22 protein-coding genes and 1 pseudogene are annotated in these 25,281 nt (G+C 33.5%); 4 read left to right on the plus strand and 19 right to left on the minus strand.

Annotated features, from left to right (window positions below; genetic code table 11):
* The first annotated feature begins 191 nt into the window (after positions 1-191).
* Entirely contained in the window at positions 192-515 is a 324-nt protein-coding gene (locus tag ABID96_RS16760) for a hypothetical protein (RefSeq protein WP_192602993.1), read from the plus strand.
* A gap of 16 nt (positions 516-531) precedes the next feature.
* Here ABID96_RS16760 and ABID96_RS16765 read toward each other — a convergent pair whose 3' ends face one another.
* The 4 genes from ABID96_RS16765 to ABID96_RS16780 all read right to left on the minus strand — a co-directional run bounded on the left by ABID96_RS16765 (position 532) and on the right by ABID96_RS16780 (position 5,246).
* Positions 532-1,380, minus strand: coding sequence for an EcsC family protein (locus ABID96_RS16765; protein ID WP_192602994.1), 849 nt, complete (start codon positions 1,378-1,380; stop codon positions 532-534).
* Positions 1,381-1,486: 106 nt separating this feature from the next.
* On the minus strand, positions 1,487-2,674 hold the full coding sequence (locus ABID96_RS16770; protein ID WP_192602995.1) for an acetate kinase: 1,188 nt from the start codon (positions 2,672-2,674) through the stop codon (positions 1,487-1,489).
* A gap of 90 nt (positions 2,675-2,764) precedes the next feature.
* Positions 2,765-3,757 (minus strand): class I SAM-dependent methyltransferase, encoded by a 993-nt coding sequence (locus ABID96_RS16775; protein WP_192602996.1) that lies wholly within the window; start codon positions 3,755-3,757, stop codon positions 2,765-2,767.
* Positions 3,758-4,205: 448 nt separating this feature from the next.
* Positions 4,206-5,246: a phosphatidylglycerol lysyltransferase domain-containing protein gene (locus tag ABID96_RS16780; protein WP_192602997.1), complete on the minus strand. Its 1,041-nt coding sequence runs from the start codon at positions 5,244-5,246 to the stop codon at positions 4,206-4,208.
* A 164-nt stretch (positions 5,247-5,410) separates the two neighbouring features.
* Between ABID96_RS16780 and proC the strand changes: the two genes are divergently transcribed.
* A complete protein-coding gene (gene proC / locus ABID96_RS16785; RefSeq protein ID WP_192602998.1) occupies positions 5,411-6,217 on the plus strand; it encodes a pyrroline-5-carboxylate reductase in 807 nt (268 codons plus the stop codon).
* 199 nt (positions 6,218-6,416) lie between these two features.
* Here the strand turns inward: proC and tpx are convergent, their stop codons facing one another.
* The 11 genes and pseudogenes from tpx to refZ form a co-directional block, all read right to left on the minus strand.
* Positions 6,417-6,917, minus strand: a complete 501-nt coding sequence (gene tpx / locus ABID96_RS16790) for a thiol peroxidase (RefSeq protein ID WP_192602999.1) — start codon at positions 6,915-6,917, stop codon at positions 6,417-6,419.
* Between the two features lie 92 nt (positions 6,918-7,009).
* Positions 7,010-7,453, minus strand: a complete 444-nt coding sequence (gene ytfJ / locus ABID96_RS16795; protein WP_192603000.1) for a GerW family sporulation protein — start codon at positions 7,451-7,453, stop codon at positions 7,010-7,012.
* Positions 7,454-7,459: 6 nt separating this feature from the next.
* Complete coding sequence (locus tag ABID96_RS16800) at positions 7,460-8,092, minus strand: DUF2953 domain-containing protein (RefSeq protein WP_192603001.1); 633 nt, start codon at positions 8,090-8,092, stop codon at positions 7,460-7,462.
* 268 nt (positions 8,093-8,360) lie between these two features.
* On the minus strand, positions 8,361-9,932 hold the full coding sequence (locus ABID96_RS16805; protein WP_192603002.1) for an amidohydrolase: 1,572 nt from the start codon (positions 9,930-9,932) through the stop codon (positions 8,361-8,363).
* Between the two features lie 391 nt (positions 9,933-10,323).
* Complete coding sequence (mbcS, locus tag ABID96_RS16810) at positions 10,324-11,898, minus strand: acyl-CoA synthetase MbcS (protein WP_192603003.1); 1,575 nt, start codon at positions 11,896-11,898, stop codon at positions 10,324-10,326.
* Positions 11,899-12,062: 164 nt separating this feature from the next.
* Complete coding sequence (locus tag ABID96_RS16815) at positions 12,063-12,938, minus strand: aldose 1-epimerase family protein (protein ID WP_192603178.1); 876 nt, start codon at positions 12,936-12,938, stop codon at positions 12,063-12,065.
* A gap of 154 nt (positions 12,939-13,092) precedes the next feature.
* Entirely contained in the window at positions 13,093-13,302 is a 210-nt protein-coding gene (locus ABID96_RS16820) for an alpha/beta-type small acid-soluble spore protein (protein ID WP_192603004.1), read from the minus strand.
* A gap of 80 nt (positions 13,303-13,382) precedes the next feature.
* Positions 13,383-14,613, minus strand: a pseudogene (gene thiI / locus ABID96_RS16825) (tRNA uracil 4-sulfurtransferase ThiI).
* Between the two features lie 4 nt (positions 14,614-14,617).
* Positions 14,618-15,760 carry a cysteine desulfurase family protein gene (locus ABID96_RS16830; RefSeq protein WP_192603006.1) on the minus strand — a complete coding sequence of 381 codons (1,143 nt, stop codon included), beginning with the start codon at positions 15,758-15,760 and terminating at the stop codon, positions 14,618-14,620.
* A gap of 72 nt (positions 15,761-15,832) precedes the next feature.
* On the minus strand, positions 15,833-17,545 hold the full coding sequence (gene ezrA / locus ABID96_RS16835; protein ID WP_192603007.1) for a septation ring formation regulator EzrA: 1,713 nt from the start codon (positions 17,543-17,545) through the stop codon (positions 15,833-15,835).
* A gap of 257 nt (positions 17,546-17,802) precedes the next feature.
* Positions 17,803-18,450: a forespore capture DNA-binding protein RefZ gene (gene refZ, locus ABID96_RS16840; RefSeq protein ID WP_192603008.1), complete on the minus strand. Its 648-nt coding sequence runs from the start codon at positions 18,448-18,450 to the stop codon at positions 17,803-17,805.
* A 149-nt stretch (positions 18,451-18,599) separates the two neighbouring features.
* Between refZ and ABID96_RS16845 the strand changes: the two genes are divergently transcribed.
* The gene (locus ABID96_RS16845; protein ID WP_192603009.1) at positions 18,600-19,088 is read left to right on the plus strand and encodes a GAF domain-containing protein; all 489 of its coding nucleotides are present in this window, start codon (positions 18,600-18,602) and stop codon (positions 19,086-19,088) included.
* A gap of 46 nt (positions 19,089-19,134) precedes the next feature.
* Here the strand turns inward: ABID96_RS16845 and ABID96_RS16850 are convergent, their stop codons facing one another.
* Positions 19,135-21,003: a sensor domain-containing diguanylate cyclase gene (locus ABID96_RS16850; protein ID WP_192603010.1), complete on the minus strand. Its 1,869-nt coding sequence runs from the start codon at positions 21,001-21,003 to the stop codon at positions 19,135-19,137.
* 436 nt (positions 21,004-21,439) lie between these two features.
* Between ABID96_RS16850 and rpsD the strand changes: the two genes are divergently transcribed.
* On the plus strand, positions 21,440-22,042 hold the full coding sequence (gene rpsD, locus ABID96_RS16855; protein WP_192603011.1) for a 30S ribosomal protein S4: 603 nt from the start codon (positions 21,440-21,442) through the stop codon (positions 22,040-22,042).
* A 204-nt stretch (positions 22,043-22,246) separates the two neighbouring features.
* On the opposite strand, the gene ABID96_RS16860 is transcribed toward rpsD, so the two are convergent.
* The 3 genes from ABID96_RS16860 to ABID96_RS16870 form a co-directional block, all read right to left on the minus strand.
* Positions 22,247-22,897, minus strand: coding sequence for a 2OG-Fe(II) oxygenase (locus ABID96_RS16860; protein WP_192603012.1), 651 nt, complete (start codon positions 22,895-22,897; stop codon positions 22,247-22,249).
* 319 nt (positions 22,898-23,216) lie between these two features.
* Entirely contained in the window at positions 23,217-24,311 is a 1,095-nt protein-coding gene (locus tag ABID96_RS16865) for a helix-turn-helix transcriptional regulator (protein ID WP_192603013.1), read from the minus strand.
* 489 nt (positions 24,312-24,800) lie between these two features.
* Positions 24,801-25,172: a hypothetical protein gene (locus ABID96_RS16870; protein WP_377896956.1), complete on the minus strand. Its 372-nt coding sequence runs from the start codon at positions 25,170-25,172 to the stop codon at positions 24,801-24,803.
* Positions 25,173-25,281 lie beyond the last annotated feature (109 nt).

Genomic DNA, 25,281 nt, shown 5'->3' on the forward strand with positions numbered 1-25,281 from the left:
AAATAAATTAGTTAGCTATAGCTAAACTAGAAAAAATTAGATATGTAAGGTAAATATAACTTAGTTTTTGATTTATGTTAAATAGAATGTCTTAAAAATAAAGCAGTTAGACTCTATTTTAAAAATATCAAAAAACAAATTGTTTCACTTATTTTTTTCAATGTATAATATAGTGTAGAGGGGGAGTACGGATGTTACAAGATTATTTTTCATTTGATGAACGATTAGGTATTTTACTACCCAACTTATTATTAGACTGGGAAGATTACTCTCACGAACAGCAGCAGGCGATTCTAACAGAATGGGAATGCATTAGAGGAGATATACCTGATCGGATTAAACGTCTTGAGTTCTCAATTAACTATAAACAAGAGCAATTAAATAACGAAGCTGATTTTGTCGTTAGCTGTAAACTAAATTCTGAAATTGCGGAATTGGCTTCCATTATTAATGATTTATGGATTTGGTTTAGAAGTAACCAAAAAGTATCTGATGATGTGAAGATACATGGATAAAAAAAAGAGCCAACTGTTAAACTGTTGGCTCTTTTTTTATTCGTTTTGATAACAATCTATATTGATAAAAAGCTTTCGTATACTCTAAAACATTTTTTGTAAGATTTTCGTTCCATTTGGCCCCAACAGCTATTCCAGCTACAGGTACCCCACCAATTAAACGATTTTTTAAAGAATGTATAATGAACAGCTTACCAAATTGTAAAAATAATGTTTGATAAACATCTTCTCCGTTGAACTCACTATCCCAAATTGCAAATACATCCTCATCTTCATGCTTCAAAGTATCAGTCATTAGCGTATGCCATCTCTCATATTTAACTGGCGAAGGGAGTAATGCCCCTTGCAACACCTTTAAACAACATTCCATTTCTAATGGAATACTGACATCATATCCATAGCACATAGCAATTTCTTGGACGGTTTTCAGATTTACTAGTAATAAAGCCGGTAAATCACAAAACATCGCAAGTTTAGAACTAGTTCCGCTCATCCCACCTTGTACACTTGAAATAATGAGTGCTTTAGAAATTTCTTGTTCGGCTAAAAAATTCAGTTGGCGTATTGGTAAATTCCTTAGGTCATTAATTTTTGTTATATCACTTCTTAATATTTGTGCCCTTCGTAAAATATCATTTTTCTTTTCATGGAAATGCTTAGAAGTTTGTAATAAGGATTGCGAGTGAAAGAATGAAGTTGATAAAAAATCTTTGAAAGCATCAGAATATGCATGCGGAATTTTTTGAGAAATATAAGAAGAGGTTTTTTTAAACATCTGCTCGAATCGATTTGAGCTATTGTGTCTTTTTTCATTCATCCTTTCATTAATCTCTAACCATAGATTAAATTCCTTTATACTGTCCATCCCATCACCTCGAAGTATAAAAAAAACGTAGAGCGATAAAAAAGTGAACTCATAATAAGAATATGAGATCTTCTTTTTTTGTATGCTCTACGTTATATTAAATCATTTACATTCCAATACGAACAACGTCTCTTGCGATTACAACTTCTTCATTCGTTGGAATTACAATTACTTTAACTGGTGAGTGATCAAAGCTAATGAAAGCCTCTTTTCCTCTTATATTATTTTTACTTGGATCGAAGTAAACTCCCATAAACTCTAGTCCTTCTAACACTGCTTCACGAATTTCCGGACCATTTTCACCGATACCTGCTGTGAAAATAATCGCATCTACACCTTTCATACGTGCAGCATAAGAACCTAAATATTTATGGATACGACTTACAAAGACATCTTGCGCAATAATAGCACGTTTGTTACCTTCTTCTGCAGCTGTTTCAATATCACGTAAATCACTTGAGAAACCTGAAATTCCAAGCATTCCGCTCTCTTTATTTAAAACATCAAGAACTTCCTCTGCTGTTTTACCTGTTTTTTCCATGATATAAGGAATAAGAGCAGGGTCTAAGTTACCTGAACGAGTACCCATCGTTACACCTGCAAGTGGTGTGAATCCCATCGAAGTATCAATAGATTTACCACCTTTAACAGCTGCGATACTTGCACCATTTCCTAAGTGACATGAAATAAGTCGTAATTCTTCGATTGGTTTACCGATTAACTCTGCCGCTCTAGCAGTTACGAACTTATGAGATGTACCATGGAATCCATATTTTCGAATACCAAATTGTTTATAGTATTCATAAGGTAAGCTGTATAAGAATGACTCTTCAGGCATTGTTTGGTGGAAAGCCGTATCAAATACTGCCACAGCAGGAATACTTGGTAAAATTTGTTTAAACGCACGAATACCAACTAAGTTAGCTGGATTATGAAGTGGCGCTAAATCTGAAAGTAGTTCAATTTGCTTCTCAACTTCTTCAGTAATTAAAGCTGAGTCAGTAAATAATTCTCCACCGTGAACTACACGATGTCCTACACCGTGTATCTCATCGAACGAAGAGATAACGCCTAAACCTGTTAGCTTATCTAATAGCATTTTTACTGCTACAGAGTGATCAACTATGTCTGTTACTTCTTTCATTTTTTCGCCATTTACTGTGATAATAAAAACACTATCTTTCAGACCAATACGTTCTACTAACCCTATTGTAAGTACTCTTTCACTAGGCATCTCGATTAATTGGAACTTTAACGAAGAAGAACCAGCGTTAATTGCAAGAATATTTGCCATGTTTCAACATCTCCTTTAAACATGAAACTGTTATATTTTTTTTATTGAAATCATTATAACACAAATAAGTTTACGTGTTTAAAAGTTCAATTATTGTAAATTTTCTTTAAACCATGAATTCATTTGAAGCATGATGTCTTCAACAGCCTTCATATTAGTTAACTTAGGGAAATCAACTAATAAAGCATGTTTCGGCTTCTTCATATTTTCTGCATTTTTTCGGATAATTAATATGCTTTTTTGATGTCTTTCATCCTTAAAGGCAGATAATGGCAACTGTATTAATCCTTGAATCACACCTGTTTCATTAATAAAGTTCTGTAATGCTTGAGATTGTTCAGAAGTAAAAAGATGATTTGGTACTAATCCGATGAAAAATCCACCAGATTTTAAATAGTTCATACTCTGTTCAATGAATAAATGATGAGCAAAAGACATGCCTTCCTTTGCTTTTAGTGTATAAGCTTTTGCACGTTCATCATTCGGATAAAAACCGATAGGCAGATCGCATACAACTAAGTCAACTGGATCAACAAAAAGAGGTGCCAAGCTATCTTGATTAAATAATTCTATTTCGTGGCCAAGTAAATTTCCGACAACAAATGCGATTCTTACTAAAACATCATCTACGTCTATTCCAACTGAATCAGTAAATTGATCTTTAGACGCATTTAGAATCGTTAATAAAAGATTACCTGTACCGATGGCTGGGTCTAAAATTTTCAAATCTTTTTTTCCGTCTGTAAATTTTCCAACTAAATAGGAAACAATAAAAGCAATACCATCAGGTGTCATCTCATGATTTGTTTGGACACCTTGTTTCATTCCTTTTAAGATTGCTAATTGAAACGCTCGTCTTATGCTTTCATTATCTTTTGTAGTTTCATTATATTGATGGATTATTTTCATTAGTTTCTCTTGTTGTAAGTCATTTATTTCTTCTTGTAAAATTTCCCCCTCGAAGAAATTCTCACCTGTTTCAATTAATGCTTCTAAATAAGAGAGCTCTAAACTGTCTTTTAACAATTCTGTAGATTCATCTATGTTATTAAATAAAAGTTCAACCGTATTTTCTTTACTCATATATGTATTCCTCGCTTTCAATTTGTTTAATCATTGTTTCTCATTATACGTATGCCTTTTAAGCGTGTCCACTTTATTAATTGTGTAAAAGTTATTTGGATGAATTTGAAATAAAATTTACTTTTAATATAAGGTTCTTTTTGTGAAGCGTGCAAAACTCGTCGCTACTATTTCTAAAGACCTAAATAAGACACTTTTCTAAAAGATTGTTGTTTGTTTGATTTATAAGATAAAGGCAGAAGTTGAATTCAACGGAAAGTGCGAGACTCCTGTGGGAGATGCGAGAAGGCTAAGACCCCACAGGCTGCCGAGGAGGCTCAGCTATACGCCCCACGGAAAGGGAGCAACCTGGAGTTGTAATCAACTAACGCATACTAAAACAACAATGTATGAGAGATGAGTCTAAAAAATAAATAAGACCTCGAACTAGATCAAGGTCTTTACTCAATTAACTTATTTTTGCTTTTTTTAAGACAGGCTTTTTAAATTTAATGATTGAATCGAATGATTTTTTTCCGTGCACAATTTTGTACAAAGTATTTACTACCATAATAAATGTGTAAGGTTTATATGCTAGATACTTTGGTTCCCAACAATTTGCAAACTTACTTTTATATGTTAGTAACCCTTTAAAATTATAAATCGAATTACCGTATTTAAATACTAATTTAGCCGATTTTTCATACAAGGTAGCATTTGAATCAATTCCTACATTCGCTAAGGGTGCCATTCCTAAACTACACTTAACAAATCCTTTTTCTTTACCCCAAAATAGGATTGAAATAAATAGCATATCCATTGCTCCGTACGGCATATCTCTTTTATGTCTCATTAAATCAATAGAAATGATGTCACCTTCAATTGCTAAGGTTGCAAATGCAATGATTTCTCCATCACTATTTTTTAAACTTGCAACAGGAAAGTTTGAAACATAATCATAGTGAAAAGAACTGACAGAAAACGATAGTTCTTCTCTTCCATTTAACCATTCATCGGATACTTTTTTTAAATTCTCAAGGAAATATCCATCATGTTCTGGCATTAAAACTTCAAATTCAAAGCCTTGACGAATTAATCTATTCCTCTTCGTACGAAGCTTTGCGCCTTTTTTCCCTGTAATTTCATATTGTTCTAACTCCACAACTGCTTCTTCGCCTAATTTAAATAAGCTATATCCTGCTTTTATATATACTTCTTTCATATTTTCATTTATTTGATAGAAACACGGCACACATTTCATGCTCCTGGCATATTGTTCAAATTCAAGTAATGCTTCAATAGAATTTTCGCCAAGTGCGTCTCCTAAAACAACAAATTTGTCCTTATTTTTTCGATAAAGAAATGCAGCCTTTTTATTTTTTGTAACAAAAATATCCTTGTCCCCAAGAAATCCTAAATGTGTTTGCGAGGAACCACCATAAGTTTGAATAAATTCTTGAATTAATTGGATTGTATTTTTGTCATTATGCTGTATACATGTATGTTTCATAATTCCCCCCTTATGAAGCTTCAATATCACCTGCAAATTCTATTTTACAAAAAAAATCATATAAACGGGAAGATAATATTAAATTTTTTTAATAAACTATTATTTGGTAAAAATTAGGCCCTACTGTATAATTCAATTTATTACTTAATAATGGATGTGACGAAATGGATAAGAAAATAGGTTTTATAGGATGCGGGAAGATGGCCCAAGCGATGATCGGCGGGTTAATTGACTCTAAACTAATTGAAAGAAATAACATTATTGTAAGTGCTAAATCGAATGAAACACTTTTAAAAGTAAAAGCTTTATATGAGATTCAAACATTACAAAACAATGTGGAATTGGCTACAAAAGTTGATTATTTATTCTTAGCTGTCAAACCAGATTTGTATCCAACAATCATTGATGAAATTAAGGATAGCATTTCAAATCACACGGTTATTATCACAATTGCAGCTGGTATTACTTTAGAAGGGGTAGAAAAATCTTTTGGTAAGGAAGTAAAAATTATTCGTACAATGCCAAATACCCCATCATTAGTAAGAGAAGGCATGAGTGCGCTTTGCCATAATCAAATCGTTACTGATTCAGAACTTAATGAAGTTATGGCTATTTTTAATAGCTTCGGAAAATGCGAAATTGTAAACGAAAATTTAATGGATGCAATCCCGGCAGTTAGTGGATCCTCACCAGCTTATGTGTATTTAATGATTGAAGCACTAGCAGATGGCGCCGTTTTACAAGGAATCCCACGTAAACAAGCTTATAATCTAGCTGCCCAAGCAGTACTTGGCGCTGCTAAGATGGTACTTGAAACTGAATTACATCCAGGCGAATTAAAAGACCAAGTATGTACGCCTGGCGGAGCCACAATTGAAGCAATTGCTGAGTTAGAACAGCAAGGATTCCGCTCAGCTATTATCGCCGCTATGGAAAGATGTACAACAAAATCTAGCGCTCTTGGTAAATAAATTCGTGTAAAATGAATAGAATAAACGTCTCTCATTAAAAAGAGAAACACATAAAAATGCCAACTAACGATTTCTATTAGTAGGCATTTTTATTTTTGTATTACATCTTTTATTTGCCAAATAGTATCAATTCTTCAACATAACAAAAAAACTGCCGAGTATGCCTCGACAGCTTTTGATTACTCAATATAGCGTTTAATTATTTAGCTGCTTTAACAGCTTCAATTGCTGCTTCGTAGTTTGGATGGCTTGTACCTTCGCTTACGTATTCTACATAAGTTACTACGTCATTTGAATCTACTACGAATACTGCACGAGCAAGTAAACGTAATTCTTGCATTAATACACCATAAGCTTCACCAAAAGAAGCGTCACGGTGATCTGAGAAAGTATGTACATTTTCTAATCCGCTAGCTGCACACCATCTTTTTTGTGCGAATGGTAAGTCCATAGAAATTGTTAATACTTCAACATTTCCAATGTTAGATGCTTCTTCGTTAAAACGACGAGTTTGTGCATCACATACACCAGTGTCTACTGAAGGTACTACACTAATTAAACGAACTTTTCCAGCCGAAGTTTCTAAAGTTACTGGGCTTAGGTCATTAGCTAATACAGTAAAGTTTGGAGCTTTTTCTCCTACTTTTACTTCAGAACCAATTAATGTTACTGGATTGTTTTTGAATGTTACAGATGCCATGATTATTCCTCCCAAATATTACAAAATGTTCACAACATTTATCTTACTGGAAGGAATGCATGAATGCAATTAACTTTACTCAAATTTTATATTTAATCTAATTCTGAATCGTATCCATCTTCTTCATCAATTGGCTCTTCTTTTTTCTTCATATAACTCTTCACTTTTTCCAATGCTTGTGGTGTTAAATCCATTAATTTTTCAATTAAATGTGTGTTCTGATCTAAGTGTAAAAGTTTTACTCCATGCTTGTTTACAATCAGGAAAGCAATTGGCGTGATTGATGCTCCACCACCAGTCCCTCCTCCAAATGGATGTGGACTTCTAGTTTCTGTTTGTTTAACACCATCAACTAGATGATAGTTTCTAAACTCACTTCCTCCAGCAGCGAAACCTACACCTACTTTTGAAACTGTTAAAATGATGCTTCCATCAGGTGTGGAGATCGGATCACCGATTATTGTATTCACGTTGATCATTGCAGATAAATTTTCCATCGCTGCATGCATTAAATCACCGATTGGATGTTGACTCATTATTAATCACCTCGAAATAGATTCAAATGGATGTGTAACTTGAAATTCTTTTCTTGTCTTCCTATAAGCCAAAAATACTAAAAAGCCTGTATGAACTGCTTTTCTAATTGAAAATGAAAAACGAATTTTCCCATTCGCCTCAATGATTGTTGCATAATAATTAGGTGTAATATCTATATTTGGTGGTTTATGTAAAATCGTAAATCGTTCTAAAATATTCTCTACTATGCCGATCATACTGTAAGCTGTACCAATAGATACCCCTGTTAAAGCTGAATTTCCAACACCAAAGTGGACATGGTAATTAACATTATATATTTGCACTGATTGTAAAAAACGAATAATGATAGTATGCGCATTTGAATATAAATTTATGAAAAAATCAATTTGTTGTAGGATAGAAATATCTCTTTTTTTCTCCAAATGCTCTAACTCATCTTTTACTTCATTTGGTTTTAACGGAACAATAAATTTATATCTCAATAAATTTTTTAACATAGAAATTTTAACAATCATAATTCGTTCTTGATTCGTATAAATGGTATGACTCATTACTCTTAGATCAACGAACAGAATCAATAGGAATAACAGTACAATTACGATTGCAATTAATATTAAGAAGGAATAAAAGTATAGCAAGAAACCACCCTTTTTTGTATCAGTATGGGCAATCAAACTTTTCCATAAACAAAAAGAATGGTAAAAAACTTACCATTCTTTTCAGACTGCTTGCCAAACGCTTGCTTTCTTCGCTGCTTCGCCTGCTTGTGGTGCTCATTACCAGCAAAGGTAACTCCGCTCCTCATTTGCCTCCTGAGCCTCGAAAGATAAACGTTTTTAGTTTTTATACTTCGTCTACAAATTGAAAGAATGATAACACCATTCTTTGATAATACAATATAAATCACTAGTTTCTGGAAAACACTACTTTTCCACGACTGATTGTTTCACTACATGCTAATGTTAATAAATCATCTGGATTCACTTGAAATGGGTCTACTTCAAATAATATAAAATCAGCGTTATATCCTTCTTTTATCAATCCTCTTTGATGGTCTTGTCCAAATGACTTAGCACTACTAACTGTATATAATTTTATAGCCTCAAATAGACTAATTGCTTCTGATTCATTGTATATTAAGCCGTCTTTCGCTTTACGAGTTACTGCCGAATATACACCTTGCCATGGATTAATTGTATCAATTGGCGTATCTGATCCATTTGCAATTGGTATTTTTTCATCTAAAAGAGTTTTAATAAGGAAAGCATTTTTATTACGCTCTTCTCCTATTCTCTCGATTAGCCATGGATAGTCTCCATATAAAAATGATGTTTGAACATCAATCACAATATGTAGTTTCTTCATTTCTTCAATCAATTGCTTTGATAATAATTCACAATGGATAAAACGATCCGGTAGTTCTAAATTATTCGGATATTTTGTAACCACATCAATTGCTTGTTTTACTGCTAAATCACCAATCATATGAAAAGCAACTGGTAGACCTGCTTCTCTAGCTTTTTTCGTAATTGATTCCAGCTTAATTGGTGGAGTGACTTGTAATCCATTTGTATTTCGATCATCATCATAAGGCTCTTCTAAAAGAGCTGTTCTCCCACCAAAAGAACCATCTATAAATGCTTTCACTCCACCAAAGGAAACATTTTCATTGCCACTATGTAAACGCAACTTCACATCATCAAGAGTTGTATGATGAATTAGGACATGAGTATGGAAAGAAAGCTCTTCTAATAATTGTTCATATAAATCAACAACTAGGTTTGCATTGCCATAATATGAAAGATCCTCTGTTACACAAGCGACGATACCATGACGATGGCAATCCTTTACAGCTGTTGTAATTGCTTTTGATAAATAAAGATCATCCGGTGCTGGCATTGCTTTTATAATTAAATTAACTGCTTCATCATATAGTAGCCCATTTAATCTACCATCTATTGCAACTCCAACCTGTCCGCCTTCAATCACAGTTTGCTGATTGATTCCAGCTTCATCGAGTGCAATTGAATTAACGAAATAAACATGTCTACAAGTTCTTTTTAAAACGATTGGATTTTCGCTTGATAGCTCATCCAGATCAACAATCGAAAAATCTACTTGATTTGCCCATTCATTTTCGTTCCATCCTTCGCCAATGATCCATTCATTAGGCTTCGCATCTTTTACTGCGGAATTCATTTTTTGAAGCATTTCATGATATGATGAACAATTTGAAAGGTCAACCCGATTCATCGCTTCACCGTGGCCAATTAAATGTAGGTGACTATCGATAAAACCTGGCAGTCCTACTTTTCCTTTACAATCAATCATCTCGACAGCCTCATCAGCTAACCAAGTTAATAAATCATTGTATGAACCTGTTTTCACTATTTTTCCATCTTCAGTACAAATTGCTTCAACCGTCTCTTCTTCACTTGCCATCGTATAAAATACTCCATTAAACCAAAGCTTTTTCAATTAGAACACCGTCCATTCTAAAAATTATGCTATTTTCTTTACTTCTTTATATTTTTTCATTACCGCTTTTTCAGTGTTATTTAGTGTCTTTTTTAACTTAGCTCAATAAAAACGAATGTTGATTTCCGTTTCAGGATGCTCACTTTCTATGGGGCGAGAGATGAGCCTCCTGGGTCCACACGATGTGGATCATGAATGCGCTAGACAGGACGTCATGTTTTTAACATGCTTTCCCGCTACTCCCATAGGAGTCTCGCACCTTCCTTGGAATTCTATCAGTTCATTTTCGAAAATATCTTTAGTAAAATATCAGCAATTAATAGAGCCTTTAACTTAAAAAGAGTCAAATAAAAAAGAGGGAATTTTCCCTCATTTTAACATAGGTATCAATTTATTTCGATTCTGGCATTTGTTCCCTAGCACGCAACTCAACTCTTCTTATTTTCCCAGAAGTTGTTTTTGGTAATTCATGAACAAATTCAATTTTTCTAGGATACTTATACGGTGCAGTTACTTTTTTCACATGCTCTTGTAATTCGATGACTAGCTCATCACTGTTAGAAGAGTTCTCAGTTAATACAACATACGCTTTTACAACATTACCTCGCAATGGATCAGGACTTGCTACTACAGCGCATTCCTTAACCAGTTTATGTTGAACGAGAGCATCTTCTATTTCAAATGGACCAATTGTATAGCCTGCACTGATAATTATATCGTCGCTACGACCATCAAACCAATAGTATCCGTCTTCATCCTTTTTAGCCCGATCACCTGTAATATAATAGTTTCCTCTAATTTGATCTTTTGTTCTACTCGCATCATTATAATAATGTTTAAATAAGGCAGGAGAATTGATATGAACGGCAATATTACCAACCGTATTCGTCTCTACCGGATTTCCATCGTCATCAACAATTTCAACTAAATTCCCTGGAGTAGGAACCCCCATTGAACCCACTTTGGCTTTTAAGTCCTTTAATGTTCCAATTAATAATGTATTTTCTGTTTGACCATAGCCATCTCTTACATCAACCTGAAAGTATTTTTTAAATGTATGGATAACTTCTTGGTTTAAAGGCTCCCCTGCGGAAACAGCGCTTCGTAAAGAAGGTAATTTGAATTGGTCTAAATTCTCAGCCTTTGCCATGAAACGATACTCTGTCGGTGTACTACAAAATACAGTGATGTTGTGTTCATTTAATAAAGTTAAAAATGTTTCAGGATCAAATTTGCCCTCGTAAAAGAAACCTGTCGCCCCGCTTCCTAATGTAGCTAGAAATGGACTCCATATCCACTTTTGCCACCCTGGACCCGCTGTTGCCCACACAACATCATCTTCTGTTACATCTAACCAACTTGATGCAATTGTACGAATATGTGCATATCCCCAACTATGAGTATGTACTACACCCTTTGGGTTTCCAGTTGTTCCTGACGTATAGGATATAAAAGCTAAGTCATCACTTTTTGTTTCGACCGTTAATACATGAGCTCCAATAATTGCTTGATCGTTTAAGGAGTTCCATACACCAGCTTGTTCGTTAATCGTAAATAATTTATAATTTCCACTCTTAGCAAAGCTACTAAAAGTATCTATATATTGATTATGGGCTACAATCCCTTTTACATCACTATGGTCAATTCGATACTGAATATCTTTAATCGTTAGCATTTCTGAGCCTGGAACGATAACACAGCCAATTTTTAAAATTGCTAAATAAACAGCGTATGTCTCTACGCATCTAGGCATCATGACAAAGAGTTTGTCCCCTTTTTCAATCCCATTGTTCTTAAATGAAAATGCATATTGATGAACCTTATTATATAAATCTTTATAAGTAATCGAATGAGTCTCACCATTCGAATTTACCCATTTTAAAGCTAGCTTACTTGTTGTCGCAAATTTTTCAATCTCCCAAACAAGATTATATACTTTCGGAGCAACTAAATTGATTCCATTCATATGGAAACTCCCCCTTTTACACGATTACTAATTTATATTTAGTAGCTGTCCAAATTAGAATAATTAAACATTTCGTTAATAATATGCATAAAACCTTCTTTTATTCAGAAAATTTAAACAAATAAAAAAACCACCTAAAAAGATGGTTTTTAATTTTACTCAATTCACTTCATACCAATCGTAATACTATATGTACATGTGAAGCTTTCATTTGGTTCAATACTATTTACACCTAAACGATTTTTCATTTCTTTCACAGGGCCAGCCTCATCTGCAATACCATACCAAGGTTCAATACATACAAAAGGAGCAGTTTTCGTTGTCCATATTCCTACGTACGGAAAGCCCTCAAAGTCTACCTTTACATAACTTGAATGATTTTTTGAATGAATAGAAATTGAATTCTTGTTTAATTTTTCAAGAATTAATGCATCATCTTTAAAAAGCTCTCGAGTTAATGGAAGAACATTCGTCTTATCTGCAATCAATTCTCTCTTTCCATTACGATAAGACCCTTCTAATTTAATTGTTTCAATCTTTTCATTTTCTTCAAATTGAATGTAATAGTCTTCAAAAGATTCATTTTCCAACAAAGGTACATTAAATGCTGGATGGGCACCGATTGAAAATGGCATTGAAACTACATCGTTATTTGTCACTTCATATGTAACATATATCGATGAACCTTCAATTCGATATCTTATTTTTAAAGAAAATTTAAAAGGATATTTTAATAAGCTCTCACTATTACTAATTAACTCATAAGTAATCTCATCTTGCTCTTCTTTTATCACGTTAAATACCATATCACGTGCAAAGCCATGTTGAGTTAATTCATATGTTTTACCATTAATCTTATATTGGTTGTTAATCAATTTACCCACATTTGGAAATAGGACTGGAGCATGTCTCCCCCAGAATGAAGGATTCGCATTCCACAGAAATTGAATTTCATCTTTTTTTGATTCAATACTCGTCAATTCTGCACCTTCAGGTTTAGAGGTAATTTTAATTAATTCATTTTCTAATACTGACATGATCAATTTGCTCCTTTAATTTTCATTAACCATTATTATAGCAAACTTCACAATCAAAAACCCGTTTCTCCCATAACCTCCTCGTCCTTTGACATCGAACAAATAGAAAAGAGGTAGGTTTGACCCTACCCCTTAATCCATAGATATTTAAAAAGTATTATCGAGAAAATCCACCAAGGCTTTGTTCAGCCATTTGTACTAAACGCTTTGTGATTTCACCACCAACAGAACCATTCGCACGAGAAGTTGCATCAGGGCCAAGTTGTACACCAAACTCAGAAGCAATTTCATACTTCATTTGATCTAATGCAGCTTGTGCACCCTCTACAACTAATTGATTGCTACTTGAATTATTTCTATTTGACATGTGTTGTCACCTCCTTGTGAGTATAGAGTGTGATAAAACACATATCTTCATACATAATTTATTTGGTAATTTTTAGTATTTTATAATAGAGCGTTAATATCGTCTTGTTCTTCTGCAGAATTAAACTGTTTTCGAATCATTTCATTTTCAAAAATGAGTGTTTCTTTCGAAGACACTGCCTCGTTTATTAAATCTGTAAAGTCAAAGCGACTTTCAAAACGCGCCACTTTATCACGCTTTGGCTTTGTTGTAGGATTAGCAGGTGTAAAGATCGTACAGCAATCCTCATACGGTCTAATACTAATATCATACGTATCAATCTTTTTTGCAATATCCATGATTTCTAATTTATCCATTGCAAGTAATGGGCGTAAAACAGGATAGTTTGTTACCTCATTAATTGTATGCATACTATCTAACGTTTGGCTCGCAACTTGTCCTAGGCTCTCACCAGTCGCTAAAGCAAGTGCTTTTCGTTCTACTGAAACTTTTTCTGCAATTTGTAACATGATACGTCTCATAATTGTCATTGTATAGCTAGCAGGCATTTCTTTGTGAATTGCTTTTTGAACTTCTGTAAAAGGTATAACATGAAGCGTTACTCTCTTACAATATCTTGTTAACGTACTAGCAAGATCTATAACTTTTTGTTTAGCACGATCACTTGTAAATGGTGGACTTTCAAAATGAATTGCTTCAATTGAAACGCCTCTCTTTAAAAGCATATAAGCTGCAACTGGACTATCAATTCCACCAGATAAAAGAAGCATTACTTTTCCGCCAACACCTACTGGATAGCCACCTGCTCCATATTCTTCACCACAAGTAATATAAGTTGCATCATCACGTACTTCCACTCTTACAGCAACATCTGGATTATGAACGTCTACTGTCAGGTGTTCTGTATTTTGCAAAATATAGCCGCCTAGTTCACGATTTAATTGTGGTGTGTTTAATGGGAATTGTTTATAGCTTCGTTGAGCAATTCACTTTAAATGTTTTTACAGTATCGCCTAGTTCCTCAATTGCTTGTAATGCACCTTTTTTTATTGCTTCCAGTTCTGTATCGACTTTTCGAGCATAACTAAACGTGTGAATACCAAAAACTTGTTTCAAGCTAGAAGCAACTTTTTCATGGTCTTCACCATTTAATTTAATATACATACGATCTCGAGTAGCCGTAATTTTAATGTTTTCAAAACTTTTTAACCTATTTCGGACATTTTCTCTTAAAATACTTGTAAAACGACCTCTATTTTTTCCTTTTGTTGTCATTTCACCATAACGGATTAATATATATTCTACATTCATTTTGTTACCTCGTTACTTTATATAAATTTTTAATTACTTCACTAATGACTTCATTAAACTTCTTAACTTCATCGATTGTGTTCTCATAGGAAAGACTTATTCTAATTGCACTTCCAGCAACCTGTTCGCTTTTCCCCATGCTTTGTAGAACTCGACTAATTTCATAATTCTTAGACGAGCAAGCAGATTTAGTCGAAATATAAATATTTTCTTCAGATAGAGCATGTACAATTACTTCAGGCTTTAACCCTACAAAAGAAATATTTAATATATGAGGTGCAAAATTTGAAGATGGAGAGTTAATAACAGCACCATCAATCTTCTCCAAATGATATAATAATTCATTTCTTAATTTTAATAAATCATCACTCTTCGATTTTTGCTTCTCAAGGGTAATTCTTAATGCTTTTGCCATTGCAACGATACCTGCTAGATTCTCAGTACCAGATCGAATTTCTCTTTCTTGAGAACCACCAGTCATCATGGAAGATAATGTGACACCTTCACGAACATATAAAAATCCTGTTCCTTTTACACTATGAAATTTATGACCTGAAACAGAAAGTAAGTCAATTGAAGATTGCTTTATATGTAAAGGCACCTTTCCAATTCCTTGCACTGCATCTACATGAAAGAAAATTTTGGGGTACTTCTTTAAGAATTGTCCAATTTCACGAATCGGTTGAATGGCTCCAGTTTCATTATTTACATGAATAATTGAAACTAAAATGGTATCCTCTCTCAAAGCAGCTGCTACTTTTTCAACTGAAATAAATCCATCTGCATCAGGAGACAAATACGTTACTTCAAAACCGATTTCCTCTAGTTGCTTATACGCTTCATAAATCGAAGGGTGCTCAATTTCTGTTGTAATTAAATGTTTCCCTCTAGAACGATGCATCATCGCAGTTCCTTTTATAGCTAAATTATTTCCTTCTGTTCCACCCGATGTAAAGATAATTTCAGACGGTTGAACCGAAAGAAGATCAGCAACTTGTAATCTTGCCTTAGATAGTAATTGCTCTGACTTACCACCTAATTTATGAATAGAGGATGGATTTCCAAAAAACTGTTCTGAGACAGTCATGTATGTTTCTAATACCTCTTTATATGGTTTTGTTGTCGCACTATTATCAAAATAAATCATCACAGTTCCTCCATGCTGCTCACTTAAGTCCTTATTATAGCCGAAAACAGACTGAAACCCCTAAGAATTAATCTATAGGGGTAGTGTGTACTTTTGTTCACTTAGTATTTCTTGTAATTTATTAATTGCACCTGGTTCAACACTTTCAATAGAAGCAGCTGCTTCTTCAAGAGCTTCGTTGTATTGGAATTCCCTGAAAAGTTGTTCAGATTTGTCCATTGCGGATGCAATTTGTACATTTTTACTTCTATAGCGATTACCATATTGTATCACTTTTTCAACAAAATATCCTTGTTCAATCATAAACTTTGTATCATTATAACAATCATTAACAGCAGTAGATGCTTTTTCTAATAAAATAGAAACCTTGCCCATTTTTAATGGCTTTTTTTCTAATTCTAGGTAGACAATTTGCATACTTTCTTGAGCCTTTTGAATTTGTTCTAATGATGAGACAGGCATTCCTGGTAAGTTAGAAATTTGAACAAGACGTTTGACCTCTAACATTAATCGCTTCATATCAATCAATTGATCTCTTGCTTGAAGTTCATCTTTACGAAGGGCCTTTAACATTTCAACATACATTGCATGTGATTCTTTTACATCCAACATTTGCTGTTTCAATAAATCAAGTTCCCCACGAATGACTGAAAATGCAAGATCTTGCTCTGCCACTCGAATTTGTAATAATTCAAAACGCTTTGTAATGATACTTACTTGTTTTTCTACAAGCTTTTGAGCTTGCGTATCCTCTTCGTTTAACTCATAAATTTGTTGAACTAATTGAGTCTCTTCTTTTGTATTTAAATTCGCTTCACGAATTCGATGGATTTCTTCTTGAGCTGACCAAATTTCTTTCTCAACAATATATTTACTTTCCACTTCTTGCTCTAACAAATCATATATTGAATCAATCTTATCTTTTACAGATTCAAGCTTTTCATTTGCTTCCGTGATATTTAATTGCTTAATTAATTCAATACAATCATTACATATTTTTGTGCAGTCAGCCGCTTCACTTTCAATCGCTTCATAATCAAGTGAATAACCATCAGTTTTCATTTGTTTTATGCCTTCAAGTAAATTATGTATTTGTGATGGCATTGTCGTTGTGGATTCAATATACAAATCAGGTATAATTTGCATTTGAGCTTTAATTGTATTTACTTTGTCGACAATCGTTTTTACTAACTCTCTAGCTTCTAAATAATTGCCTTGTTCTGTTGTTTCATTAAACAATTGAATTTCTTTTTTAATTTCATCAAGCTTTTTCTCTAACTGAGTCTCTGCAATAGAATATAAGTGACGATGAGTAAGTAATAGTTTTCTTTGTTCTAGATATTCTTGGTTTAATTGTTCGATATCCAAATTATTTTGTTCTTCACTACCTATTAACTCACTTACTTCACTTAAAATCGTATCAATATTTCTTTCTGCTTCTTTTAGTACATTTTCCAATTCAGCAATTGTATTTTTTGCATTCATGAAATGATACTTATTGATTGCTTCGTCGATATCATAAACTGAATCTGTTACTTTTGGTAACACAGTTGTGACTAATTCATCCCAATCAGTTCTCCACTTTTCAAAGAGCTCCTCTGTTTGGCCGGTCATATTTAAGCCCTTAAGTTTTGACAACTCATCAGTAACTGGCTTACTCATCAGCTGCATTCTCCAAGCCTCAAGCTCATCAAGTCTTTTGTATAAACGGTTGCGCATTGTTAGGGCTATTATCATTAAAGCAATAACAATAGAAATTACAATTAAAATTACTGGGATTGTCATTTCCTAGGTGTACCTCCTCTGCTTGCCTTCTAATCTATTTATCGTTCCGTGACATTTTTTGATGGTTTAAGTCGTTTCATCTTAGACTTTATAGTTTATCATAACATGATACAGTTGATTTTTGACCTTATTTTTTCAATTTTTTTAAATATTTATCAAACTATAATAAATATTGTAATAACTTGTCTAAAAACATTATTTTTAAACAAGGAAAATCGCCTTTCCTTGTGATTAATCACATTAAAAAGGCGAATCATTTAAGAGTACATTTTTAATTCAGTCAAATCATGTGTACCCAATCCTAAAAGGGAGGAAATCCACTTTTCCACATATTCCTTATATCTGTCAAAAAAATAAGTATCATTCTGTTGAATATATAGTACTTCATTCATATAACTAGGAAATAAGTATGGTGTTGATAGAAAAGATTTTAATTGAACAAAGAACACTGAAAAAGGCACAGTGATGTTTGTATTATTTAATCTTAGTGCATCATATATCTGAATAAACGTATATCGTTCTCTTGCCAAATATGTCATCATAATTTCTCTGATAAATACGGAATCCAATGTTAATTCCCTATAAAAAATTGATGCATATTCTTTTTTATGAAAATTATAATTCAAAACTTCTTCTACTAGGTCAATTAATACAGAATCTGCTTTTTCAGATTCAAAAACTAGACTATATTTATTTAAAATCTCTACGTATCCTTCTAAAAAATCTACAATAATGTGCTCTAATAATCCTTGTTTCCCTTTAAAATAGTAAGAAATTGTTGCGATATTAACATTGGCTTTTTTAGATATATCTCTCACTGATGTACCTTGATACCCATTGGTTTTAAATAATGAAAGGGCCGTCTCGATGACTTTATTCTTAGTTGCAAGTTTTTCTTGCTCCATACATGTCACCTCTACTTCTACACAATTTCCTTTTTTAAAACATTGGCGAAAACCTACTAAAATCCTTTATGAAATAGTCGACAAAATTACCAGTAATCTCTTGAAATATGCTATGATATTCCAAATGATATAGGGAAAGGGGTCAACTTATGTTTCAAAAAGTCGAATATTCAGGTACGAAAGAACAACAATATAAGACACTTACATCACAAGTTAAGGCTTTAACGCATGATGAATTTAATTTAATTGCAAATTTAGCTAATACAGCTGCACTTTTAAATCAATTCTTACATGATATAAATTGGGTTGGCTTTTATTTAAAAGATGGCGATCGAGATGAATTAGTATTAGGACCATTTGTGGGACTTCCTGCTTGCGTCCGCATTCCATTCGGAAAAGGCGTTTGTGGAACATCAGCTCAAACAAAAACTGTTCAACGCATTGATAATGTTCATGATTTTCCAGGACATATCGCATGTGATGCAGCATCTAACTCAGAAATTGTTATTCCTCTTTACCATAATGGTGAGGTAATTGGAGTATTAGATATCGATAGCCCCGAATTTAATCGTTTCGATGAGACTGATCAACAATATTTACAAGAAATTGTTCAAATTATCGAAGGAAACATTAAGTAATAAAAAAGGAATCCAAAAATAGACATGTTCTATCTTTGGATTCCTTTTAATTTGCAATTGTAACTTTATTTTTACCTGTATTTTTTGCGATGTATAAAGCATCGTCTGCACTCTTAAATAATTTATCGATTGATGAAGTATTATAAGTTCCATTCCCCCATGCAGATACACCACATGAAGTCGTTACTCTCGGACTAGAAATCTTTTCAACTTCTTCAATAATTCTAGAAGCCACTTTCTTTCCAGTATCAATACCGATTTTTGGTAAGTATGCAGCTAATTCTTCTCCACCCCATCTTGCAGCGATATCAGTAGAACGTACTACGTCTTTAATAATATTAGCTACTTGAACTAAGACATTATCGCCTATTTGATGGCCATAAGTATCATTAATTTTCTTAAAATCATCAATATCCAATAGTATTAATGTACCTTGAGAATCTTCTTGCATACTCTTGCAAATTTGCTCTTCTAAATACGCTCTAGAAAATAAATCAGTTAAGTGATCTGTAGCAACCAATTGTTCCAATTTCTCTTGTAGCATAGTATTTCGAAGCGCTAATTTTGTTGGCTCCATAACATTTTGGACCAACGTGCGATCATCATACTTAAATTTAAATGGATTTCGGTGAAGCATGATTGCTACACCTTTTAATCCTGTCGTTTCAATTTTAACAGCTACAATAGAATTAAAAGGGTATTGTTCATAACATTCTTCCTGTGTTGCATTTACCTTTAATAAAGTTCCATCATGTAATTTTATATCTTCAACAATTTGTCCAATCAGCGAATTAGCGATTTCCGAGTTAAAATAGCTTGTACTACCATCTAACACTTTGAATTGATTATGTTCTTGAAGAATCACAATCGCAAATTCTTCACATTCAAATCGATTTTGAAACTTATATACTAAATAGTTTACAAGCTCTAAACTATGAAGGTTCTGATTTAAATTTTGGCCAACTTCATTTACAAACTGAATTCGTTTTGCACTATCTTCTACCTGTTGATAAAGCTTCGCATTTTCTAAAGCAATTCCTGCTTTAGAAGCTAATAATGTAAAGAACTCTTGTTCAGAGACTGAAAATCGATTTATGTTCTTATTACATATTTGAAGCACACCATAAACACCTTGTTGTCCATGTACTGGAGCATACATATAAATAGAGTCACTATTCGTTTCATACGTATTAACATTTTCACTATATGCCTGAATAGCATATGGATTTGCATCTTTATCCATTGGTGAAAACTGTTTTACTTCAATATGTGACGGTTCTACACTTTGATTTGTAAGTAAAAGTAGATATTCATAATTTGGGTAGACTGTTTTTAATGAAGAGATAATTTCGTAAAAAACATTTTCGATATTAAATGATGAATGTAGTTTCGAAGTAATTTTTGATAACTGTAAATACTGTTTACCTTGTTCAACCGTTCTCGCTACTTTAACCAATAGATCTCGTAACTCAAAAGTTTCTTTGTGAATGTTTATAAAAAAGCTTTCACTGTATAGCTCTAGCTTGTCCACTGCGCCCGTAAAATCAAATTCAACAATGTGGATATCACTTTCTTCGTAATACCATAAATACAAAAAAGTATTATGTAAATTGTGTACTATTCTGTATTTGCTCTCTCTGTCGAATTCAATATTTAATTTTTCAATCGATACATTCGAGGTTACTTCGTATTGTTCTTCTTCATCAGAAAATCTATTATAAGTTAAAGACTCAAGCGATTCTCCATTACCATTTTTACCGTATAATGTAACAGCTCTTGACCCTAAAACATCACAAACTAATTTAGAATATTTCTTATATACTTTTGAATGTTGCTGAAAATTATCATGATTTACCATCAAATCAAAAAATTCCGATTTCAAATACAATATTTTACTTTTTTCATCGAGATTCATACAAAATCACCTACTTACAATTTAAGAAATGTACTAATATAACTATTTTTACAATTCCCATTATAAAACAATTAGTAAGTTTTTCCTACAACTATTTTTATACAAAATTGGACATTTTCTTATAATTCCGACAAAGATATTTCATTATTTAACTAAAGTTTCTATACAATTTTTCAATTTTTTCCTATTATAATTTCTGTTTTAATCATAAATGCATTCTTGACTAATCAACATATTCTAGATATAATATTCTTTGTGTAAAATAACGCAGCGTTGTAAGCACAGGCTTGAAATTTATTTTGTTCCTCTTAACAGAGGTGTCATCGCGTAACTCCGGCTGCTGGGGCGAGGATACATGAAAGCAAAATAAACAAACTGGGGCTACACGAACGTTTTTATTTTACTCCAAAATAAAAACTTGAAGGAGGAGACATCAATGTCTCGTTATACAGGATCTACTTGGAAATTATCTCGCCGTTTAGGCATTTCATTAAGCGGAACAGGTAAGGAATTAGAAAAACGTCCTTACGCACCAGGTCAACACGGACCAAACCAACGTAAAAAATTATCAGAATACGGTTTACAATTACAAGAGAAGCAAAAACTTCGTCACATGTTCGGAGTTAATGAGCGTCAATTCCGTCGTACATTCGACATCGCTGGTAAATTAACTGGTAAACACGGTGAAAACTTCATGATCTTATTAGAAACTCGTTTAGACAACGTAGTTTACCGTATGGGTCTTGCTCGTACTCGTCGTGCTGCTCGTCAATTAGTTAACCACGGTCACATCTTAGTTGATGGTAAACGTGTAGACATCCCATCTTTCCGCGTGAAAATTGGCCAAACTATCGGCTTACGTGAAAAATCACAAAACTTAGCTGTAGTTAAAGAAGCTGTTGAAGTTAACAACTTTGTACCTGAGTACATCACTTTCAACGCTGACAAATTAGAAGGTACTTTCAACCGCTTACCAGAGCGTTCTGAATTACCTGCTGAAATCAACGAAGCTCTTATCGTTGAATTCTACAACCGTTAATAATATCGCTTCTTAAGAAGTGATACAAAATCCCTAGAAATGTTGATATCAACACTTCTAGGGATTTTTTTTTTACCTATGCTATGTAGAATAGTGTATTTTCTCCCACGTATTTCAGAGAGGAATTGGGGGACCTTTAATAAAAAAAAGTGGATAGGCGTTTAATAGGTTTTCTATTTTTCCGAATTAAAATCTTTAGACCCATTACTTTGTTTTTTGCCTTCTCATCCACTGTGTAGCGACCCATTTTTCCCCTGTGATAACTGGTGCACCAGCATGCAAGGTTAATTTATTTATGTTGTCATCTTCATAGAAATATTCGAAATAGACTGCTGTTCCTTTTTGCGGTGTCACCGATAGCTTCAGCTGAGGAAAAACTGTCTCCCCACCTTGTTCCACATTATTTAAATAGATTACAATTGTACTAATTCGGTTATTCTTCGCAGCTTGACTAGTTGGTAAAAAGTAATCAGTGTGCGCTTTGTATTCTTGACCAGGTAAGTATTGTAGAATTTGAAGGCCATCCCCATGTTCAACAGGCACGTTCATAATTTTTGTAATCCTCTTTTCGATGGTCACAATGAGGTCATTTTCATTGTTTGCAAAAAACATCCCACTGCTTGTTCTGATCGCGTCTACTTCTCGAGTTGACCCAATTTTTGAACGTTTCATGCGGTCTTTAGCCAATCGAATCAATTCATCACATTCATCATCACTAAGTACGTTGCCAAGCAGTACAACGAGGGGTTCTTCGTATCTTGCAAGAATCCGGATATCCCGACCTTCTGCTTGAAACGTATTCCCATTTTGTTGAAAAATCGTTTGTTCGGTTAATCCATTCACGGTCACGATCATCAACTCCTAAATATTTTAATTTTCAGAAATAAGTTTCTATGAACAGTATAACAGAAAACTTCCACATCCTACGCGAGATTGTACTTTTTATGTAATGATGTTCCTACTAGATATCTAAACGTCGTAGATATAATGAAAATCCATCATAAACCACAGTTACCCATAGTGTTTGGTAGTTAAAGAATTTCTTTATTTTAAATTCAATATACTATTCTACTAGTTTGCAAAAAAAGACTGCCGAAGCAGTCAAACGTTATCGAACTAACGCATGCATTAGTCCAATAACAAATTCATTATTTTAAAAGGAATCAAACCAAAACTATTTCACCTGGGCAATAAGGGCTGTAACCAATTTGCTCAGTGCTTCTTTTCCAACAAATGGTGCAAGGTTTGCAAGAGTATCAGGATCAAGGTTTACTAATTCTAAACTTTCCAATAAATGGTTTAAATTATTTTGGCTTAAAAATGGTGCAAGTTCCAGAACTCTTTTTACATCCAATTTGTCACTTGCTAACCGATTTACAATACGAGATAATATTTCATCGTTTAAAAAAGGTGCAATCCGCACGACAATTCGCCAATTCAATGTACCTTCTTCTGCTTTTTGGACAAGTTTTTCTAGCTGATCACTTTCCATAAATGGGGCAAGTGAAATAATCTGTTCAGCGTCCAGTTTTTCATCCTTCACTAAATCAACTATATAATTCATCGATTTACTGCTTAAAAATGGTGCAATGACTTGAATTATTTGCAAGCTGACCGTACCTGCTTCCAGTTGCTGCACTAATTTGTCGAGGCTTTCCTCACTTAAAAAGGGAGCGATACTGGTTAGATGCTCCGCCTCCAGCGAAACATTTAGGATGGATTTTTCTATTATTTCGGATAAAAGATCTGAAGTGAGGTATGGAGCAATGCCCGAAATAACGTCCCAATTGACAGTTTCTTCTGTTGCATGGCTGACAAGTTCAGCTAACGCTTCTGACCCAAGGAATGGAGCCAGCCTGCTGATTTGGTCCAAGCTAAAACTATTCGGCTTCAAATTTTGCGAAACCTTATCAAGAGTACTTGCTTTCATAAGAAGAGCAACATCGGCAAGCTCATCAATATTTACTTCCCCTTCATTGATCAGGACAGCTACTTGCTCTGTCCTTTCCATTGCAATTTCCTCTACTATTTTACCAACCTGCGAGTTCATCTTTTTAATTTCACCAGCGTTCATTAAATCATCAATCGAAATAGAAAAGAATCTTGCTAATTCAGGCATGATTGAAATATCAGGTAGCGATTCACCACGTTCCCATTTTGACACTGCCTGGTGGCTCACATTCAACAGCTCAGCAAGTCCCATTTGCGTCATGTCCTTCTCTTTTCTAAGCTTTGAAATAAAAGCTCCAATCTTTCTTGTATCGAGCATTTTAAACTCCTCCAATAATAAAATGTTCAGTGCGCACTGTTAAATTTATCTTAGCACACCACCCTAAATGAGCCTATCAACTGATAGTTGTATTTTTATAATTTTGCAAATTCTACTGGCGGTAGAATCAAAACCTTCATAAATAGATATCTAATTCTTTCACTAGCGTCGTGTAAAGTTTATACTGGTATCCCTTCAAGTAAGATTATTTAACTATGTAAATTGGAATTTTATAGCAGCTTGTTAGCAGAAGAAAATTCCGTAACTTAATCTCTTTAAATATATCCGTATAGGGAAAATAAGGTGGCTCAGAATACCAAGATCAGTTAACTTACTCATTTGAATGAAAATACCCTTCATATCTTTAAGCTTTTTCGGACATAATGATTTACTTTAATTAGTCAATGTCTTTGATAAATAAAACAAAAAAGGCCTCGAATTATTCGAGAGCCAAAAAGAGAGGTGTTTTTAATGAAGTCAATGCTACTGTTACTTTAAGCTTAATCTTGCCAAATCATGTTGAACCGCATTATTACCTGTTTGAGGATCAAACTCTAGAGCACTTAATCCAAAAGTACTCACTACAACATCCTTGTCTTTCGGATGAAAAATTCTTACTTCATACGCAAAAACAGTTGCTGGCAGAGCTAATGATCTAAAAGTGCGATATTGACTTGGGGGAATTAAAATTGTTGAAGGATCTACCATTGGTAAAATAACCGGTGAGCCTGAAGACCAATCATACATTTGAACCGTTACAGAACGAAAGCTATCTGGATCAGCATTCATTGCTTCAACTGTTAGAAATGATGTGTCAGAGTGTCTTCTTAATACACCAGTAGATAAAATTTTAGTACCCAATTCTATCTCTCCTATTATAGTATTTGGACAAGCTTTGTCCATATAATATAAAATGTAAAATTAGAAAAAAAGAAACGGACAATGACACATATAAACCTATTATTTCAAT

It is taken from the genome of Gottfriedia sp. OAE603 (assembly GCF_040543965.1).
GTDB classification, from domain to species: domain Bacteria; phylum Bacillota; class Bacilli; order Bacillales; family Bacillaceae_G; genus Gottfriedia; species Gottfriedia solisilvae.

Coding starts and splice junctions, on each gene's coding strand:
- ABID96_RS16760 (WP_192602993.1), top strand. CDS start 192: ATGTTACAAGATTATTTTTCATTTGATGAACGATTAGGTATTTTACTA.
- ABID96_RS16765 (WP_192602994.1), bottom strand. CDS start 1,380: ATGGACAGTATAAAGGAATTTAATCTATGGTTAGAGATTAATGAAAGG.
- ABID96_RS16770 (WP_192602995.1), bottom strand. CDS start 2,674: ATGGCAAATATTCTTGCAATTAACGCTGGTTCTTCTTCGTTAAAGTTC.
- ABID96_RS16775 (WP_192602996.1), bottom strand. CDS start 3,757: ATGAGTAAAGAAAATACGGTTGAACTTTTATTTAATAACATAGATGAA.
- ABID96_RS16780 (WP_192602997.1), bottom strand. CDS start 5,246: ATGAAACATACATGTATACAGCATAATGACAAAAATACAATCCAATTA.
- proC (WP_192602998.1), top strand. CDS start 5,411: ATGGATAAGAAAATAGGTTTTATAGGATGCGGGAAGATGGCCCAAGCG.
- tpx (WP_192602999.1), bottom strand. CDS start 6,917: ATGGCATCTGTAACATTCAAAAACAATCCAGTAACATTAATTGGTTCT.
- ytfJ (WP_192603000.1), bottom strand. CDS start 7,453: ATGAGTCAACATCCAATCGGTGATTTAATGCATGCAGCGATGGAAAAT.
- mbcS (WP_192603003.1), bottom strand. CDS start 11,898: ATGAATGGAATCAATTTAGTTGCTCCGAAAGTATATAATCTTGTTTGG.
- ABID96_RS16820 (WP_192603004.1), bottom strand. CDS start 13,302: ATGTCAAATAGAAATAATTCAAGTAGCAATCAATTAGTTGTAGAGGGT.
- ABID96_RS16830 (WP_192603006.1), bottom strand. CDS start 15,760: ATGATTTATTTTGATAATAGTGCGACAACAAAACCATATAAAGAGGTA.
- ezrA (WP_192603007.1), bottom strand. CDS start 17,545: ATGACAATCCCAGTAATTTTAATTGTAATTTCTATTGTTATTGCTTTA.
- refZ (WP_192603008.1), bottom strand. CDS start 18,450: ATGGAGCAAGAAAAACTTGCAACTAAGAATAAAGTCATCGAGACGGCC.
- ABID96_RS16845 (WP_192603009.1), top strand. CDS start 18,600: ATGTTTCAAAAAGTCGAATATTCAGGTACGAAAGAACAACAATATAAG.
- ABID96_RS16850 (WP_192603010.1), bottom strand. CDS start 21,003: ATGAATCTCGATGAAAAAAGTAAAATATTGTATTTGAAATCGGAATTT.
- rpsD (WP_192603011.1), top strand. CDS start 21,440: ATGTCTCGTTATACAGGATCTACTTGGAAATTATCTCGCCGTTTAGGC.
- ABID96_RS16860 (WP_192603012.1), bottom strand. CDS start 22,897: ATGATCGTGACCGTGAATGGATTAACCGAACAAACGATTTTTCAACAA.
- ABID96_RS16865 (WP_192603013.1), bottom strand. CDS start 24,311: ATGCTCGATACAAGAAAGATTGGAGCTTTTATTTCAAAGCTTAGAAAA.